Source organism: Candidatus Pantoea communis, assembly GCF_011752685.1.
Classification (GTDB): domain Bacteria; phylum Pseudomonadota; class Gammaproteobacteria; order Enterobacterales; family Enterobacteriaceae; genus Pantoea; species Pantoea communis.
Genome location: NZ_VWXC01000022.1, coordinates 79,800 through 95,277, shown reverse-complemented (window position 1 = coordinate 95,277; position 15,478 = coordinate 79,800). Strand labels below are relative to the sequence as shown.

The following is a 15,478-nucleotide window of genomic DNA, read 5'->3' as shown; positions in this document are numbered from 1 at the left end:
CTTATGAACGATATCGAGAGCCTGACTGAGAAGCATAAAAAAATCCGTAATCCCTGAGAGATTACGGATTCTTGCAGAACTGCCGGATCGTTCAACCGATCATTTTTGTCTTAACTGATCGGCATTAAGCCAGCGGCTTCCTTTTTCTTACCCGGTGTAAAGTGAACTCACGTTAGCGCTATTCACAATTCGAAGCACTGGAAAATTACAGCAGGAAATCGTCCAGTTGTTTACCTTGTTCTTCAATCGCTTTTTTAATCACGGCTGGTGTACGACCCTGACCTGTCCAGGTACGGTTTTCACCATTTTCATCAACGTAAGAATACTTGGCAGGACGTGCAGCACGCTTGGTTTTTCCCGGTGCTTTGGTCTCAGAAAGTGCCTGTAACAATTCGTTTGGATCGATACCATCTGCAATCAGCATCTCACGGTATTGTTCAAGTTTGCGGTTACGTTCAGCATTTTCAGCCTGCGCGTGAGTTTCTTCTTCACGACGCTCATTGACGACAGCCTCGAGTTTTTCCAGCATCTCTTCCAGTGTTTCCAGAGTGCATTCCCGAGCTTGCGCGCGCAATGTACGGATATTATTAAGAATTTTAAGTGCTTCGCTCATTGTCCTAATCTCAAAATATAATAAATGGGAGTTGTTCTGCCGACTCATAATAGTGGGGCTAAAAAATAACTGCAATAGTCAGATTAAAAAGTAAAACGTTAAGTAAAAACCAGAAATCACATTGTATTACGGTTTACAAATATATTTACCGTTAGCGCTTAGATCTGAAGCCTTGATTATCCGCGTTTGCCACCGTGACGTTGTGCTAATCCTTACACTTTGGCAGTAATAATGCTGAATAAATTCTCAGCATAGATTGTCCTTTGCCAAAAAGTGCTGTTTTAACATCGATGATGAATCACGTACCTGCCATTGTCGTTAATTTGAGCAAATGATAAAAATAATGCATCGCTACAGGTTTACTTGTTTATGGTAGACTGCGCGCCATCAGATTTGTGCTGCGATGAGATTCTGCATATGGCCCAACTTTATTTTTATTACTCCGCGATGAACGCGGGTAAATCCACTGCTTTGCTTCAGTCCTCCTATAACTATCAGGAGCGCGGCATGCGCACTCTGGTGTATACCGCCGAGATTGATGACCGCTTTGGTGCGGGCAAGGTAAGCTCGCGGATTGGTCTTTCGTCTTCTGCATTTTTATATAACGCTGCGACACAATTAAATCAGGAAATAGCCAGGGAGCATGCGAAGCAACCGGTTCATTGTGTGCTGGTGGATGAGAGTCAGTTCCTGACACGTGAGCAAGTCAGAGCGTTATCGGATGTGGTCGACAATATGGATATTCCCGTATTGTGTTATGGATTACGCACTGATTTTCGCGGCGAGCTCTTTACCGGCAGTCAATATTTACTGGCATGGGCAGATAAACTGGTTGAGCTTAAAACCATCTGCCATTGCGGCCGTAAAGCCAGCATGGTATTGCGCCTTGATGCCAACGGTAAACCGTTCAGCGAAGGAGAGCAGGTGGTGATTGGCGGCAATGAGCGATATATTTCTGTCTGCCGTAAACACTATAAACAGGCGATTGATGAAGGATCGTTAAAAGCTATCTATGGTGCGCAATCTCCGCAAGCTTGATTATTTAGCGATAAAAAAACCCGCCGCAGCGGGTTTTTTGTTTTTAGCCGGTTAGGCTTTTTTGGTTTTTTTCTCGATTTTCACCGTTTTATCATCGGCGGCTTCAGCCACTGGGCCTTCAGCTTCAGAGAATTCGCGGCCATAGAAGGTATCCAGCATGATTTGCTTCAATTCAGCAATCAGCGGATAACGCGGATTCGCACCGGTACACTGGTCATCAAACGCGTCGTCTGCCAACTTATCGACTTTCGCCAGGAAATCGGCTTCCTGCACGCCAGCTTCACGGATAGAGGTTGGGATACCGAGTTGAGTTTTCATCTCTTCCAGCCATGCCAGCAGTTTTTCAATTTTCTGGGCAGTGCGGTCACCCTGTGCACTCAATCCAAGATGGTCGGCAATTTCAGCGTAGCGACGACGTGCCTGTGGGCGATCGTACTGGCTGAAAGCTGTCTGCTTGGTTGGGTTGTCATTCGCGTTGTAACGGATGACGTTACAAATCAGCAGGGCGTTGGCCAAACCGTGCGGAATGTGGAACTCCGAGCCCAGCTTATGCGCCATGGAGTGACACACACCGAGGAAGGCGTTGGCGAACGCGATACCGGCGATTGTGGCCGCATTATGCACACGTTCACGCGCTACTGGATTCTTCGCCCCCTCACGATAGCTGGCCGGCAGGTTCTCTTTCAGCAGTTTCAGCGCCTGCAGCGCCTGGCCATCCGAGTACTCATTTGCAAGTACAGAGACATAGGCTTCCAGCGAGTGAGTCACCGCATCCAGACCACCAAACGCACAGAGTGAACGCGGCATATCCATCACCAGGTTGGCATCCACAATCGCCATATCAGGCGTCAACGCATAGTCCGCTAACGGATATTTCTGGCCTGTGGCATCGTCAGTCACTACCGCAAACGGTGTAACTTCAGAACCGGTACCGGAAGTGGTGGTGATGGCCACCATGCGCGCTTTCACGCCCATTTTCGGGAACTTGTAGATACGTTTACGGATATCCATGAAACGCAGCGCCAGTTCTTCGAAGTGGGTTTCAGGATGTTCGTACATCACCCACATGATTTTCGCGGCATCCATCGGGGAACCGCCGCCCAGGGCGATAATCACATCGGGTTTGAAGCTGTTCATCTGCTCAGCACCTTTACGTACGATGCTGAGTGTTGGGTCCGCTTCTACCTCAAAGAACACTTCAGTTTCGATGCCGTGCGCTTTTAACACGCGAGTGACTTGATCCGCATAGCCATTGTTAAACAGGAAGCGGTCAGTGACGATAAAGGCGCGCTTAGCACCGTCGGTCGCGACTTCTTCCAGGGCAATCGGCAGTGAACCACGACGGAAGTAGATAGACTTCGGAAGTTTATGCCACAACATATTTTCAGCTCGCTTGGCCACGGTTTTCTTGTTGATCAGGTGTTTAGGTCCGACGTTCTCAGAAATTGAGTTACCGCCCCAGGAACCACAGCCCAGCGTCAACGAAGGCGCAAGTTTGAAGTTATAGAGGTCGCCAATACCGCCTTGCGAAGCTGGTGTGTTAATCAGAATACGGGCGGTCTTCATTTTGTCGCCAAAGAAGTGCACGCGCTCGTGTTGGTTATCCTGGTCAGTGTACAGGCAAGAGGTATGGCCGATACCGCCCATAGCCACCAGTTTTTCTGCTTTATCTACCGCGTCGTAATAATCTTTTGCGCGATACATCGCCAGGGTTGGCGACAGTTTTTCGTGGGCAAACGGTTCAGACTCATCCACCAGCTTCACTTCACCGATGAGAATTTTAGTGGTCGCAGGGACGCTGATGCCGGCCAATTCAGCAATTTTTGCCGCAGGTTGGCCGACGATAGCGGCATTCAGTGCACCATTTTTCAGAATGATATCCTGAATGGCTTTCAACTCTTTGCCCTGTAACAGATAGCCACCATGGCTGGCGAAACGCTCGCGAACCGCATCGTAGACCGAGTCCACCACGATGACAGACTGCTCTGACGCACAAATGACGCCGTTATCAAAGGTTTTCGACATCAGGATAGAAGCGACTGCGCGTTTAATATCGGCGGTTTCATCGATAACAACAGGCGTATTACCGGCACCGACACCAATCGCCGGTTTACCGGAACTGTATGCGGCTTTTACCATGCCTGGGCCACCGGTGGCCAGAATCAGGTTGATATCAGGGTGATGCATTAACTGGTTAGACAGTTCTACTGACGGGACATCGATCCAGCCAATAATGTCTTTCGGTGCACCGGCCGCAATGGCGGCTTGCAACACAATGTCGGCTGCTTTGTTGGTGGCGTCTTTGGCGCGTGGATGTGGTGAGAAGATGATACCGTTACGGGTTTTAAGGCTGATCAAGGCTTTAAAGATGGCGGTTGAGGTCGGGTTAGTGGTCGGGACGATACCGCAAATCAGGCCAATTGGCTCAGCGATGGTGATAGTACCGAAGGTGTCATCTGTATCCAGCACACCACAGGTTTTCTCATCTTTATAGGCGTTGTAGATATATTCAGAAGCGAAGTGGTTTTTGATCACTTTATCTTCAACGATACCCATGCCCGATTCGGCGACGGCCATTTTGGCGAGGGGGATACGGGCATCAGCAGCGGCGAGTGCAGCAGCGCGGAAAATGGTATCAACTTGTTCCTGACTAAAGTTGGCGTATTCACGCTGTGCCTTTTTAACACGCTCTACCAGTGCATTAAGTTCGGCAACATTTGTAACGGCCATAGTGCTCTCCTGAAGGAAGTTAAACTCTTTTAGTAAGCAAGCCTGAGTCGGAAAGTATAGTCGCGCTATGCTTATACGTTGTTCAGAGTGGCGAGTAGATTGCCGTTGCTTACTAAAAGGGTTTCCAGGATAAGATGCTGACGCCTGTATCAATAGTTTCGATGGGTTAAGATTACCCCTGATGAGGTAGGCAAATTTTGATGTGGATCAATCTGGCGCCAAGCTGACACCTTTCAGCATCGACTTTAGCAACTAAAGTAACTCATTAAGCGGTTTTAGTTGATGGAGATGACGTGAGGTGGGCGACGAGCCATTGTTCGCAGAAGAATAAACTGGAAGTAAGGGGAAATAGCAGCATATATTTCCGCTTAACCTACTGGTTTTCCCTCCGGCTTATGCACTACATTAAGCGCGATTTGAAACACTACCTTCGTGGAGCTCACCGTGAACCCCGTGCTACTTGATTTTTCCGGCTACATTAAGTTTTTTGTCGGTTTATTTGCCCTGGTCAATCCCGTGGGGATCATTCCCGTGTTCATTAGCATGACCAGCTACCAGGCTGTCGCTGAGCGGAATAAAACCAACTTCACGGCAAATCTGGCTGTAGCGATCATTCTCTGGACCTCGCTGTTCCTCGGGGACGCTATTCTCCATCTCTTCGGCATCTCCATTGACTCATTCCGTATCGCTGGCGGCATTCTGGTGGTCACTATTGCAATGTCGATGATCAGCGGCAAGCTGGGCGAGGATAAGCAAAACAAACAGGAAAAATCAGAGACCGCGATTCGTGAAAGTATTGGTGTGGTGCCGCTGGCTTTACCTTTAATGGCCGGGCCGGGTGCGATCAGTTCGACTATCGTCTGGAGCACGCGTTACCACAGCTGGATAAACCTGCTCGGTTTCACTGTCGCCATTGCGATTTTTGCTTTCTGTTGCTGGTTACTGTTCCGGGCTGCCCCTTTAATGGTGCGCGTTTTAGGACAAACAGGCATTAACGTGATTACCCGAATCATGGGATTGCTTCTAATGGCACTGGGGATTGAGTTTGTTGTCACCGGGATGAAGGCGATATTTCCGGGTTTGCTGAATTAATTTGTCGGTGTTTTCAGTTAAAAAATAACTTTTGTGATCCATATTGGTGCAATGGGCCAGTATTTTGCACCAATAGGGTGAGGTTATTCGCCTGGCTTAATATGATCTGACTATCATCACTTTTGCTACTACTTTTCCTTCCCGCGCCAGTTCATCAACAAATATATGTGATAATTATCACAGTATATTTCACTGCCATATTCATTTTAATCAGTAACTATTCGGAAGTTTTATCACCTCAAATAACGTTTCATATTGTTAGATGAGAGTTTGGCAGCGTTAACAGTAAAATAGCGGATTGCAAGGCTTTATTGGCGATAAAATCAGCGGAATATTGACTTATTTCTTATAAAACATCTGGTTGAATAATATTTTAGGATGAAAATTAACACTTCTCCTGTCGCGGTCTACATGATAAAAGAGAATTAGCTAACATTTTTTGCTGTTTAGCTTTGGCGTGCGGGCATCGGTTCTGATAATTTTCGGCTCATCACAAATTTTTTCCCTGTTCGCGACAAATGTGTACGCTTCTTGCTTACTCGCTATCAGGTTTTTATTTAAGGTTGATATTTGTTGATGAAGAGCATGGTAGCGAAAAAAGTTGCGCGCACGTCTCTGGTACTTTGTCTGGCAGGTTTTATCTCTCATAGTCAGGCGGCTGACATCCCGGCAGGGACGCAATTATCTGCAACACAGCGCATTGTCATCAATAACGGTAGTGAAGTGTCCTCGCTCGATCCGCAAAAAACGGAAGGGGTTCCCGAATCTAATGTCATCCGCAATTTGTTAGAGGGGCTGGTCGAGACCGATAACAATGGTCAGATTGTGCCTGGCGTTGCAAACCAGTGGAGCAACCAGCAGGGGCGTATCTGGACCTTCACCCTGCGTGAAGATGCGCGCTGGAGCAACGGTGAACCCGTCACCGCGCAAGATTTCGTTTACAGCTGGCAGCGTCTGGCCGATCCGAAAACAGCTTCACCCTATGCCAGTTATCTGCAAGCTGCCCATATCGCCAACATCGACGCCATTTTGGCGGGCAAAGCCTCGCCGGATTCACTGGGCGTGAAAGCGATTGATGCGCATCACCTCGAAGTGACACTCACTGAGCCTGTTCCCTATTTTGTCGACATGCTGGCCCATACCGCGATGAAGCCGGTGTATCGCGCGGCGATTGAAAAATTCGGCGAGCAGTGGACCCAACCGCAGAACTATGTGGGAAATGGTGCCTACACGCTGGCTGACTGGGTGGTGAATGAAAAGATTGTCCTGAAGCGTAACCCGCAATATTGGGATAACGCGCACAGTGTGATTGATGAGGGCGTTTTTCTGCCGCTCTCTTCCGAAAACAGTGACATCAACCGCTATCGCAGTGGTGGTACGGATATGACCAACAGCGTGGTGCCACCGGATTTATTCAAGAAGTTGCAGCAGGATTTAGGTAATCAGGTCAAAGTCAGCCCTGTGCTCTGCACCTTCTACTATGAAATGAACAACAAAAAGGCGCCGTTTGATGATGCAAGAGTTCGTACAGCCCTGAAGCTGACGCTCGATCGTGACATCATCGCCGACAAGATCATGGGGCAAGGTCAGATCCCCGCCTATGCGCTGACGCCGCCATTTACGCATGGCATCTCGCCTGAAGCCCCTGCCTGGTCGAAGCAAACTCAGGCCGAACGTAACGCCAGTGCCAAACAACTGCTGGCCGATGCCGGTTTTAATGCTCAGCATCCGCTGCGTTTCACGTTGTTGTATAACACCTCTGAGCAGAATAAACGACAGGCTATCGCCGCCGCCTCGATGTGGCAAAAGAACCTCGGTGCCGAGGTGACGCTACAAAATCAGGAGTGGAAAACGCTGCTGGAGACGCGTCATCAGGCACAATACGATGTGGTGCGCGCTACCTGGTGCTCGGACTATAACGAGCCCTCAACTTTCCTCAATATGCTGCTGAGTGGTTCCTCGATCAACACCGCGTTCTATCACAGCGATGCCTTCGATAAATTGATGGCGCAAACCCTGACGGTTGCCGATAACACTCAGCGTGCCGCATTGTATCAGCAGGCCGAAGCGCAGCTGGATACGGACTCGCCTATCGTGCCGGTTTATTATCGGGTCAGCGTGCGTCTGGTGAAACCCTGGGTAGGCGGTTTTACCGGTAAAGATCCGCAGGATATGCTGGCATTGAAATACTATTACATAAAGAAACATTGAGTAATGTGTGGAACCGGCGCTACAGTCGGACGGCACATTAACGTGGTAAACCCTGAAGGGTGGTAGTGGTCTCTGTTCAGACAGGCAGAGATCTCCCGGAAACGGGGTACGCCGGGCAGTTCACTGACCCGGTGACGATAATAAAACTGGAGCTAAGTAATGAACAACATCACGAAAAAAAGCCTGATTGCCGCAGGCGTTCTTGCAGCAATCGGCGCACTGGCAGGGAATGCTGCTTTGGCCGCAGTGCCAGCAGGCGTTGAATTGGCAGCAAAACAGGAGCTGGTACGTGGTAATGGCGATGAAGTGCAATCGCTTGACCCGCATAAAATTGAAGGCGTGCCGGAAGACAACATCGCACGCGATCTGTACGAAGGTCTGATCATCAGCGACAGCGATGGCAAACCGATTCCGGGCGTGGCAGAAAGCTGGGAAAACAAAGATTTTAAAGTCTGGACTTTCCATTTGCGTAAAAACGCTAAATGGTCCAATGGCGAGCCAGTCACGGCACAAGATTTCGTCTATAGCTGGGAGCGTTTAGTCGATCCTAAAACCGCTTCTCCTTACGCCAGCTATCCGCAATACGGCCACATCCTGAATGTCGATGACATCATCGCCGGTAAAAAACCGATCACCGATCTGGGTGTGAAAGCCATTGATGACCATACGCTGGAAGTGACCCTCAGCGAGCCGGTTCCTTATTTCTACAAGCTGCTGATCAACTCCGTGATGTCACCGGTGTATAAGCCTGCTATCGATAAGTTTGGTGATCAGTGGACGCAGCCACAAAACTGGGTGGGCAACGGTGCGTTTAAACTGGAATCACACGTCATCAACGAACGTGTCACCATCGTACGTAACCCGGAATATTGGGATAATGCGCACACCGTACTGAACAAAGTGACCTTCCTGCCGATCAACTCAGAAGTCAGTGACGTGAACCGTTACTTCTCTGAGAACGGCAGTGACATCACTTATAACAACATGCCGATCGAGCTGTTCAAAAAACTGCAGCGTGATAACGGCAAAGAGTTGATGGTGAAGCCGTATCTCTGCACCTACTACTATGAAATCAACAACCAGAAAGCGCCATTCACCGATCCGCGCGTGCGTACTGCGCTGAAACTGGGTCTGGATCGCGACATCATGGTGAATAAGGTGCTGGCGCAGGGGCAGTTACCGGCGTACAGCTTTACCCCGCCAGCCACCGACGGCATGGAATTGCTGCCGCCAGACTGGTTCAAATGGGATCAGAATAAGCGTAACGAAGAAGCGAAAAAACTGCTGGCTGAAGCGGGTTACACGGCTGACAAGCCACTGACCTTCAACCTGCTGTACAACACCTCGGATCTGCATAAGAAACTGGCTATCGCCGCGTCTTCGATCTGGAAAAAGAACATTGGCGTGAACATCAAACTGGAGAACCAGGAGTGGAAAACCTTCCTGGATACCCGTCATCAGGGCAACTTTGATGTTTCTCGTGCGGCCTGGTGTGCAGACTATAACGAGCCAACCTCGTTCCTGAACATCATGCTGTCTGACAGCAGCAGTAACACCTCGCACTATAAGAGCGCAGACTTCGATAAAGTGATCCACGATGCGGTGAAAGCGGTAGACGATAAAGCCCGTGTCGCGGATTACCAGAAAGCTGAGCAGATTCTGGATAAAGACAGCACCATCGTGCCGGTTTACTACTACGTGAATGCGCGTCTGGTGAAACCGTACGTGGGTGGTTACACCGGTAATGATCCGCTGGATAAAACCCTCGATAAAAACCTGTATATCATTAAACATTAATAGCACTCAGGCTATCGACAGTGGCGGCGCTGTAGCGCCGCCTTTTTGACTTTGTGAAGCAACAGCCTGGTAGGTACGGCAATGTTAAAATTCATCCTGCGTCGGCTTCTGGAAGCGATCCCGACGCTCTTCATCCTGATCACCATCTCCTTCTTTATGATGCGACTGGCACCCGGCAGTCCGTTTACCGGCGAGCGCACGCTCTCGCCTGAGGTGATGGCGAACATCGAAGCCAAATATCATTTGAACGATCCGATCGGCAAACAGTACGTCAGTTACTTAGTGCAACTGGCGCACGGCGATTTTGGACCATCGTTCAAGTACAAAGATTATTCCGTTAACTATCTGGTCGGCCATGCCTTCCCGGTTTCGGCCAAACTCGGCCTCGCCGCCTTCTTCCTTGCAGTGATCCTTGGCGTGACGGCAGGAGTCATTGCCGCGCTCAAACAGAACAGTTTGTGGGATTACGCGGTAATGGGGGTCGCCATGACGGGCGTCGTGATACCCAGCTTTGTCGTCGCACCGCTGCTGGTGCTGATTTTTGCGATTACCTTGCGCTGGCTGCCGGGCGGTGGCTGGAACGGTGGGCAGTGGAATTACATGCTGCTGCCTATGGTGGCGCTGTCTCTGGCCTATATCGCCAGCATCGCGCGTATTACGCGTGGTTCGATGATTGAAGTGATGCACTCCAACTTTATTCGCACCGCGCGCGCCAAAGGGTTGCCGCTGCGCCGTATCGTACTGCGTCATGCATTGAAACCTGCCATGTTACCCGTGCTCTCGTATATGGGGCCGGCATTCGTCGGCATCATCACCGGTTCAATGGTGATCGAATCGATTTACGGTCTGCCGGGTATTGGCCAGCTGTTTGTTAACGGTGCCCTGAACCGTGACTATTCTTTGGTGATGAGTCTGACCATTTTGGTCGGCGTGCTGACCATTCTGTTCAATGCGATCGTGGATGTGCTTTATGCCGTCATCGATCCGAAAATCCGTTACTGATGGTGGAGTTCGCCCATGATGTTAAGTAAGAAAAACAGCGAAGCTCTGGATGCCTTCAGTGAAAAACTGGAAGTCGAAGGGCGCAGCCTGTGGCAGGATGCGCGTCGCCGCTTCATCCATAACCGCGCTGCGCTGATCAGTTTGCTGGTGCTGTTAGCGATTACCCTGTTCGTGATATTAGCGCCGGTGTTATCGCAGTTTAAATATGATGATACCGACTGGGCCATGATGTCAGCCGCTCCGGATACGGTATCAGGCCACTGGTTTGGTACCGACTCATCGGGACGTGACTTGCTGGTGCGCGTGGCGATTGGCGGTCGTATCTCGTTGATGGTCGGCATTGCCTCCGCGTTGATCGCGGTGCTGGTGGGCACGCTGTATGGTTCACTGGCGGGCTATCTCGGCGGTAAAATCGACTCCGTGATGATGCGTATTCTGGAAATCCTCAACTCCTTCCCGTTCATGTTCTTCGTGATCCTGCTGGTGACCTTCTTTGGTCGTAACATCCTGCTGATCTTTGTGGCGATCGGTATGGTGTCGTGGCTGGATATGGCGCGTATCGTGCGTGGCCAGACGCTGGGCCTGAAGCGCAAAGAGTTTATTGAAGCGGCTCAGGTGGGTGGGGTGTCGACCTTCAATATCGTGCTACGTCACATCGTACCGAACGTGCTGGGTGTGGTGGTGGTCTATGCCTCATTGCTGGTGCCCAGCATGATTCTGTTTGAATCCTTCCTCAGTTTCCTCGGGTTGGGTACGCAAGAGCCACTGAGCAGTTGGGGCGCACTCCTGAGTGACGGCGCCAACTCCATGGAAGTCTCGCCCTGGTTGTTGATGTTCCCGGCGGGTTTCCTCGTGGTCACGCTGTTCTGTTTCAACTTTATCGGCGATGGCCTGCGTGATGCTCTCGACCCGAAAGATCGTTAAGGAGTTTCCCGATGACCATACATGAATTTCAGCCAGCAATGGCTGCACGTGCGGGAAACAGTAACCTGCTGCTGGACGTTAAAGACCTGCGCGTCACCTTTGGCACCCACGATGGTGATGTCACCGCAGTCAACGATCTTAACTTTTCACTTCGTGCCGGCGAAACCCTGGGTATCGTCGGCGAATCGGGATCGGGCAAGTCGCAAACCGCTTTCGCCCTGATGGGCCTGCTGGCAAAAAACGGTCGCATTGGCGGTTCGGCAAAATTCAACGGTGAAGAGATCCTTAACCTGCCGGAGAACAAACTGAACAAGCTGCGCGCAGAGCAGATTGCGATGATTTTCCAGGACCCGATGACCTCGCTCAATCCGTACATGCGCGTCGGCGAGCAGCTGATGGAAGTGCTGAAGCTGCACAAAGGCATGAGCAGCGCGCAGGCGTTTGAAGAATCCGTGCGTATGCTGGATGCGGTGAAAATGCCGGAAGCGCGCAAGCGCATGAAGATGTTCCCGCATGAATTCTCTGGCGGCATGCGTCAGCGTGTGATGATCGCCATGGCGCTGCTGTGTCGTCCTAAATTGCTGATTGCTGATGAACCGACCACGGCACTGGATGTGACGGTGCAGGCGCAGATCATGACGCTGCTGAACGAGCTGAAACGCGAGTTCAATACCGCGATCATCATGATCACCCACGATCTCGGCGTGGTTGCCGGTATCTGCGACAAGGTGCTGGTGATGTACGCCGGGCGTACCATGGAGTATGGCCGTGCACGCGATGTGTTTTATCAGCCTGCGCATCCTTACTCCATTGGCCTGCTGAGTGCGGTGCCGCGTCTGGATGCGGAAGAGGGTGAGTCACTCACCACCATTCCTGGCAACCCGCCTAACCTGTTGCGCTTGCCACAGGGCTGTCCGTTCCAGCCACGTTGCGCCTTTGCGATGGACGTTTGTGCCAAGTCACCGCCGCTGGAGCCTTTCGCGGAAGGGCGTCTGCGTGCCTGCTTCAAACCGGTGGAGGAATTAGCATGAGCACCGTCATCGAAGAGAAGAAAGTCTTACTGGAAATCGCCGATCTTAAGGTGCATTTCGATATTAAAGACGGCAAACAGTGGTTCTGGCAGCCGCCAAAAACACTGAAAGCAGTGGATGGCGTCAGCCTGCGCTTGTATGAGGGGGAAAACCTCGGCGTAGTGGGCGAATCGGGCTGTGGTAAATCAACCCTGGCACGCGCCATCATCGGCCTGGTGAAAGCCACCGACGGTCGTGTGGCCTGGCTGGGACGTGATTTATTGGGGCAGAGTCAGGATGAGTGGCGCCAGGCGCGCAGCGATATCCAGATGATTTTCCAGGATCCGCTGGCCTCGCTGAACCCGCGCATGACCATTGGCGACATCATTGCCGAGCCGCTGCGCACCTATTACCCGAAGATGCCAAAGCAGGAAGTGAAGGATAAGGTAAAAAACATGATGATGAAGGTTGGGCTGCTGCCAAACCTCATTAACCGCTATCCACACGAGTTTTCCGGTGGTCAGTGTCAGCGTATCGGCATTGCGCGTGCGCTTATCCTCGAACCCAAACTGATTATTTGCGATGAGCCGGTTTCGGCGCTGGATGTGTCGATTCAGGCGCAGGTAGTGAATTTGCTGCAGCAGCTGCAACGTGAAATGGGATTATCGCTCATTTTCATTGCGCATGACCTTGCGGTGGTGAAGCACATCTCTGATCGTGTACTGGTGATGTATCTCGGTCATGCGGTTGAGTTGGGCACTTATGACTCGGTGTACAACAATCCGCAGCATCCTTACACCCGTGCACTGATGTCTGCGGTACCCATTCCGGATCCGGATCTGGAAAAAAACAAACAGATCCAGCTACTGGAGGGTGAACTGCCTTCACCGATCAATCCGCCCTCGGGCTGCGTATTCCGCACTCGCTGTCCGATTGCCGGACCTGAGTGTGCAAAAACGCGTCCGTTGCTGGAGGGCAGTTTCCGCCACGCAGTATCCTGTCTGAAGGTCGACCCCTTATAAGGTCGAAAAGAAAACGCCGGGCAATTGCCCGGCGTTGTTTTATGCGTCAGCGATTATTCACGCCAGAGAATGTGGCACAGCTTATGGTCTTTCTCGCGGCACAGCAGCACGCGGGCAAACACATCGGTAATCGGCTCGCCGTCCGCTTCACCCAAACCAATCACCACTTCCGCAAAGAAGTCCGGGTTGAGATCGAAATCGACGTGCTCCTGCCAGTCTTCCGACGGGTCAAACAACTCCGCACCGCCGCGCTCTTCAAACTGCAGATTGAACAGAATGATGTCAGCCGGATCGAGGTTATCACCGGCCAGTTCTAGAAAAATGTCGTAGGCCTGTTCCAGCGTTTCATCTTCGGTAAGGCGATTATTTAAATCCATGGTCATTCCTGCTTAATCTGAGGCGGTAATCTTGTCGCTCGTTTTACAGTAAAGGGCTAAAGAAGTAAAACAGTCGTTCAACGATGCGTTGCCACCACGCACGTTTAGCCCAGCGCGCACCATCCAGTAAGCGTGAGCGGGCGATATAGTCATCCTGCACCGTGGCCAAATCGCTGCCAAATCCATCATCATCCACCACCAGCGTGATTTCAAAATTAAGCCACAAGCTGCGCATATCAAGGTTTACGGTACCGACCAGACTCAGCTGTCCATCGACCAGCACGCTTTTGGTATGCAGCAAACCGTCTTCAAATTGATAAATTTTTACGCCTGCTTCCAGCAACTCGGTAAAGAACGCGCGGCTGGCCCAGCCCACCAACAGCGAATCATTGTGGCGTGGCACCACAATGCTGACTTCCACACCGCGTTGCGCAGCGGTGCAGATGGCGTGCAGCAGGTCGTCACTGGGGACGAAATAGGGCGTCGTCATGATCAGCTGTTCGCGTGCGGAATAGACCGCCGTCAACAGCGCCTGATGAATCATATCTTCCGGGAAGCCCGGCCCCGAAGCGATCACCTGGATGATGTGACCGCTTTCCTGCTCAAAGGGCATGATGTTGGCATCCGGCGCGGGCGGCAGAATGCGCTTGCCGGTTTCAATCTCCCAGTCACAGGCGTAAACGATGCCCATCGTGGTCGCGACCGGCCCTTCCATACGCGCCATCAAATCGATCCATTGGCCCACGCCTGCATCCTGCTTGAAGTAGCGAGGATCGACCAGGTTCATGCTGCCGGTGTAGGCAATATAGTTATCGATGAGCACCACTTTACGATGCTGTCGCAAATCCATACGGCGCAGGAACACACGCAGCAGGCTCACTTGTAACGCCTCAACCACGTCGATACCGGCATTGCGCATCATATTCGCCCATGGGCTGCGGAAAAATGCCACGCTGCCCGCAGAGTCCAGCATCAGGCGGCAATGTACACCCCGGCGTGAAGCCGCCATCAGTGACTCCGCGACCTCATCCGCCAGGCCGCCCGGATGCCAGATGTAAAACACCATCTCGATATTGTGACGAGCCAGTTGGATATCACGAATCAGCGCGTGCATCACATCATCAGAGTTAGTGAGCAGCTGTAGCTGATTACCTTTGACACCCGCAATGCCCTGACGATGGTGACAGAGTTCAAATAATGAACGTGCCACGTCACTGTGTTCGGTGGCAAAGATATGGCGGCACTGTTTGAGGTCGTTAAGCCACTTGGCGGTGGAGGGCCACATGGTGCGTGCGCGCTCAGCCCGGCGTTTACCCAGATGAAGTTCACCAAACGACAGATACGCGATAATACCCACCAGCGGCAGAATATAGATGATCAGCAACCAGGCCATGGCGGACGTCACTGCGCGGCGTTTCATCAGGATACGCAGCGTGACACCCGCAATCAGCAACCAGTAGCCGAACAGCAGCAACCAACTGATTAGGGTATAAAATGTAGTCATTAAGTGGACATCCTGTTCGCGCTTTGATGAGGAAAGTTTACGTGCTGAATAGCACTAGTGAAACCTTTAATCGTGAATGACAGTTCAATGAAGCTTTCGATTTGGCATTTTCAATCAGATCTTTATAATGCCTGGCGAGTTTAGCCTGTCTGATGAGG

General features: G+C 51.3%; 12 protein-coding genes. 8 read left to right on the top strand and 4 right to left on the bottom strand.

Annotation, left to right across the window (positions count from 1 at the left end):
• Positions 1 to 205: 205 nt before the first annotated feature.
• Positions 206 to 613, bottom strand: coding sequence for a histone-like nucleoid-structuring protein H-NS (gene hns, locus F3J37_RS23105; RefSeq protein ID WP_166936091.1), 408 nt, complete (start codon positions 611 to 613; stop codon positions 206 to 208).
• A 417-nt stretch (positions 614 to 1,030) separates the two neighbouring features.
• Between hns and tdk the strand changes: the two genes are divergently transcribed.
• A complete protein-coding gene (gene tdk / locus F3J37_RS23100) occupies positions 1,031 to 1,651 on the top strand; it encodes a thymidine kinase (protein WP_166936089.1) in 621 nt (206 codons plus the stop codon).
• Positions 1,652 to 1,702: 51 nt separating this feature from the next.
• Here tdk and adhE read toward each other — a convergent pair whose 3' ends face one another.
• Entirely contained in the window at positions 1,703 to 4,381 is a 2,679-nt protein-coding gene (adhE, locus tag F3J37_RS23095) for a bifunctional acetaldehyde-CoA/alcohol dehydrogenase (RefSeq protein ID WP_034828825.1), read from the bottom strand.
• Positions 4,382 to 4,825: 444 nt separating this feature from the next.
• Here adhE and F3J37_RS23090 point away from each other — a divergent pair, with 444 nt between their 5' ends.
• The 7 genes from F3J37_RS23090 to oppF all read left to right on the top strand — a co-directional run bounded on the left by F3J37_RS23090 (position 4,826) and on the right by oppF (position 13,439).
• The gene (locus tag F3J37_RS23090) at positions 4,826 to 5,473 is read left to right on the top strand and encodes a YchE family NAAT transporter (protein ID WP_166936087.1); all 648 of its coding nucleotides are present in this window, start codon (positions 4,826 to 4,828) and stop codon (positions 5,471 to 5,473) included.
• Between the two features lie 576 nt (positions 5,474 to 6,049).
• Positions 6,050 to 7,684 carry an ABC transporter substrate-binding protein gene (locus F3J37_RS23085; protein ID WP_166936085.1) on the top strand — a complete coding sequence of 545 codons (1,635 nt, stop codon included), beginning with the start codon at positions 6,050 to 6,052 and terminating at the stop codon, positions 7,682 to 7,684.
• 159 nt (positions 7,685 to 7,843) lie between these two features.
• A complete protein-coding gene (oppA, locus tag F3J37_RS23080; protein WP_034828830.1) occupies positions 7,844 to 9,481 on the top strand; it encodes an oligopeptide ABC transporter substrate-binding protein OppA in 1,638 nt (545 codons plus the stop codon).
• Positions 9,482 to 9,562: 81 nt separating this feature from the next.
• Positions 9,563 to 10,483 carry an oligopeptide ABC transporter permease OppB gene (oppB, locus tag F3J37_RS23075; RefSeq protein ID WP_034828832.1) on the top strand — a complete coding sequence of 307 codons (921 nt, stop codon included), beginning with the start codon at positions 9,563 to 9,565 and terminating at the stop codon, positions 10,481 to 10,483.
• 15 nt (positions 10,484 to 10,498) lie between these two features.
• A complete protein-coding gene (gene oppC / locus F3J37_RS23070; RefSeq protein WP_034828835.1) occupies positions 10,499 to 11,407 on the top strand; it encodes an oligopeptide ABC transporter permease OppC in 909 nt (302 codons plus the stop codon).
• 11 nt (positions 11,408 to 11,418) lie between these two features.
• Entirely contained in the window at positions 11,419 to 12,438 is a 1,020-nt protein-coding gene (locus tag F3J37_RS23065; protein WP_097116989.1) for an ABC transporter ATP-binding protein, read from the top strand.
• A complete protein-coding gene (oppF, locus tag F3J37_RS23060; protein WP_166936083.1) occupies positions 12,435 to 13,439 on the top strand; it encodes a murein tripeptide/oligopeptide ABC transporter ATP binding protein OppF in 1,005 nt (334 codons plus the stop codon). Before F3J37_RS23065 ends, oppF begins: the two co-directional genes overlap by 4 nt.
• A gap of 53 nt (positions 13,440 to 13,492) precedes the next feature.
• Here the strand turns inward: oppF and F3J37_RS23055 are convergent, their stop codons facing one another.
• Positions 13,493 to 13,822, bottom strand: coding sequence for an HI1450 family dsDNA-mimic protein (locus tag F3J37_RS23055; protein WP_196250121.1), 330 nt, complete (start codon positions 13,820 to 13,822; stop codon positions 13,493 to 13,495).
• Positions 13,823 to 13,859: 37 nt separating this feature from the next.
• Entirely contained in the window at positions 13,860 to 15,320 is a 1,461-nt protein-coding gene (cls, locus tag F3J37_RS23050) for a cardiolipin synthase (protein WP_034828843.1), read from the bottom strand.
• Positions 15,321 to 15,478: the final 158 nt, after the last annotated feature.

What these genes read in the sequence shown, in the direction of transcription:
- oppA (WP_034828830.1), top strand. Translation starts at nt 7,844, where the DNA reads ATGAACAACATCACGAAAAAAAGCCTGATTGCCGCAGGCGTTCTTGCA.
- oppB (WP_034828832.1), top strand. Translation starts at nt 9,563, where the DNA reads ATGTTAAAATTCATCCTGCGTCGGCTTCTGGAAGCGATCCCGACGCTC.
- cls (WP_034828843.1), bottom strand. Translation starts at nt 15,320, where the DNA reads ATGACTACATTTTATACCCTAATCAGTTGGTTGCTGCTGTTCGGCTAC.
- F3J37_RS23055 (WP_196250121.1), bottom strand. Translation starts at nt 13,822, where the DNA reads ATGACCATGGATTTAAATAATCGCCTTACCGAAGATGAAACGCTGGAA.
- tdk (WP_166936089.1), top strand. Translation starts at nt 1,031, where the DNA reads ATGGCCCAACTTTATTTTTATTACTCCGCGATGAACGCGGGTAAATCC.
- oppF (WP_166936083.1), top strand. Translation starts at nt 12,435, where the DNA reads ATGAGCACCGTCATCGAAGAGAAGAAAGTCTTACTGGAAATCGCCGAT.
- hns (WP_166936091.1), bottom strand. Translation starts at nt 613, where the DNA reads ATGAGCGAAGCACTTAAAATTCTTAATAATATCCGTACATTGCGCGCG.
- F3J37_RS23065 (WP_097116989.1), top strand. Translation starts at nt 11,419, where the DNA reads ATGACCATACATGAATTTCAGCCAGCAATGGCTGCACGTGCGGGAAAC.
- F3J37_RS23085 (WP_166936085.1), top strand. Translation starts at nt 6,050, where the DNA reads ATGAAGAGCATGGTAGCGAAAAAAGTTGCGCGCACGTCTCTGGTACTT.
- adhE (WP_034828825.1), bottom strand. Translation starts at nt 4,381, where the DNA reads ATGGCCGTTACAAATGTTGCCGAACTTAATGCACTGGTAGAGCGTGTT.
- oppC (WP_034828835.1), top strand. Translation starts at nt 10,499, where the DNA reads ATGATGTTAAGTAAGAAAAACAGCGAAGCTCTGGATGCCTTCAGTGAA.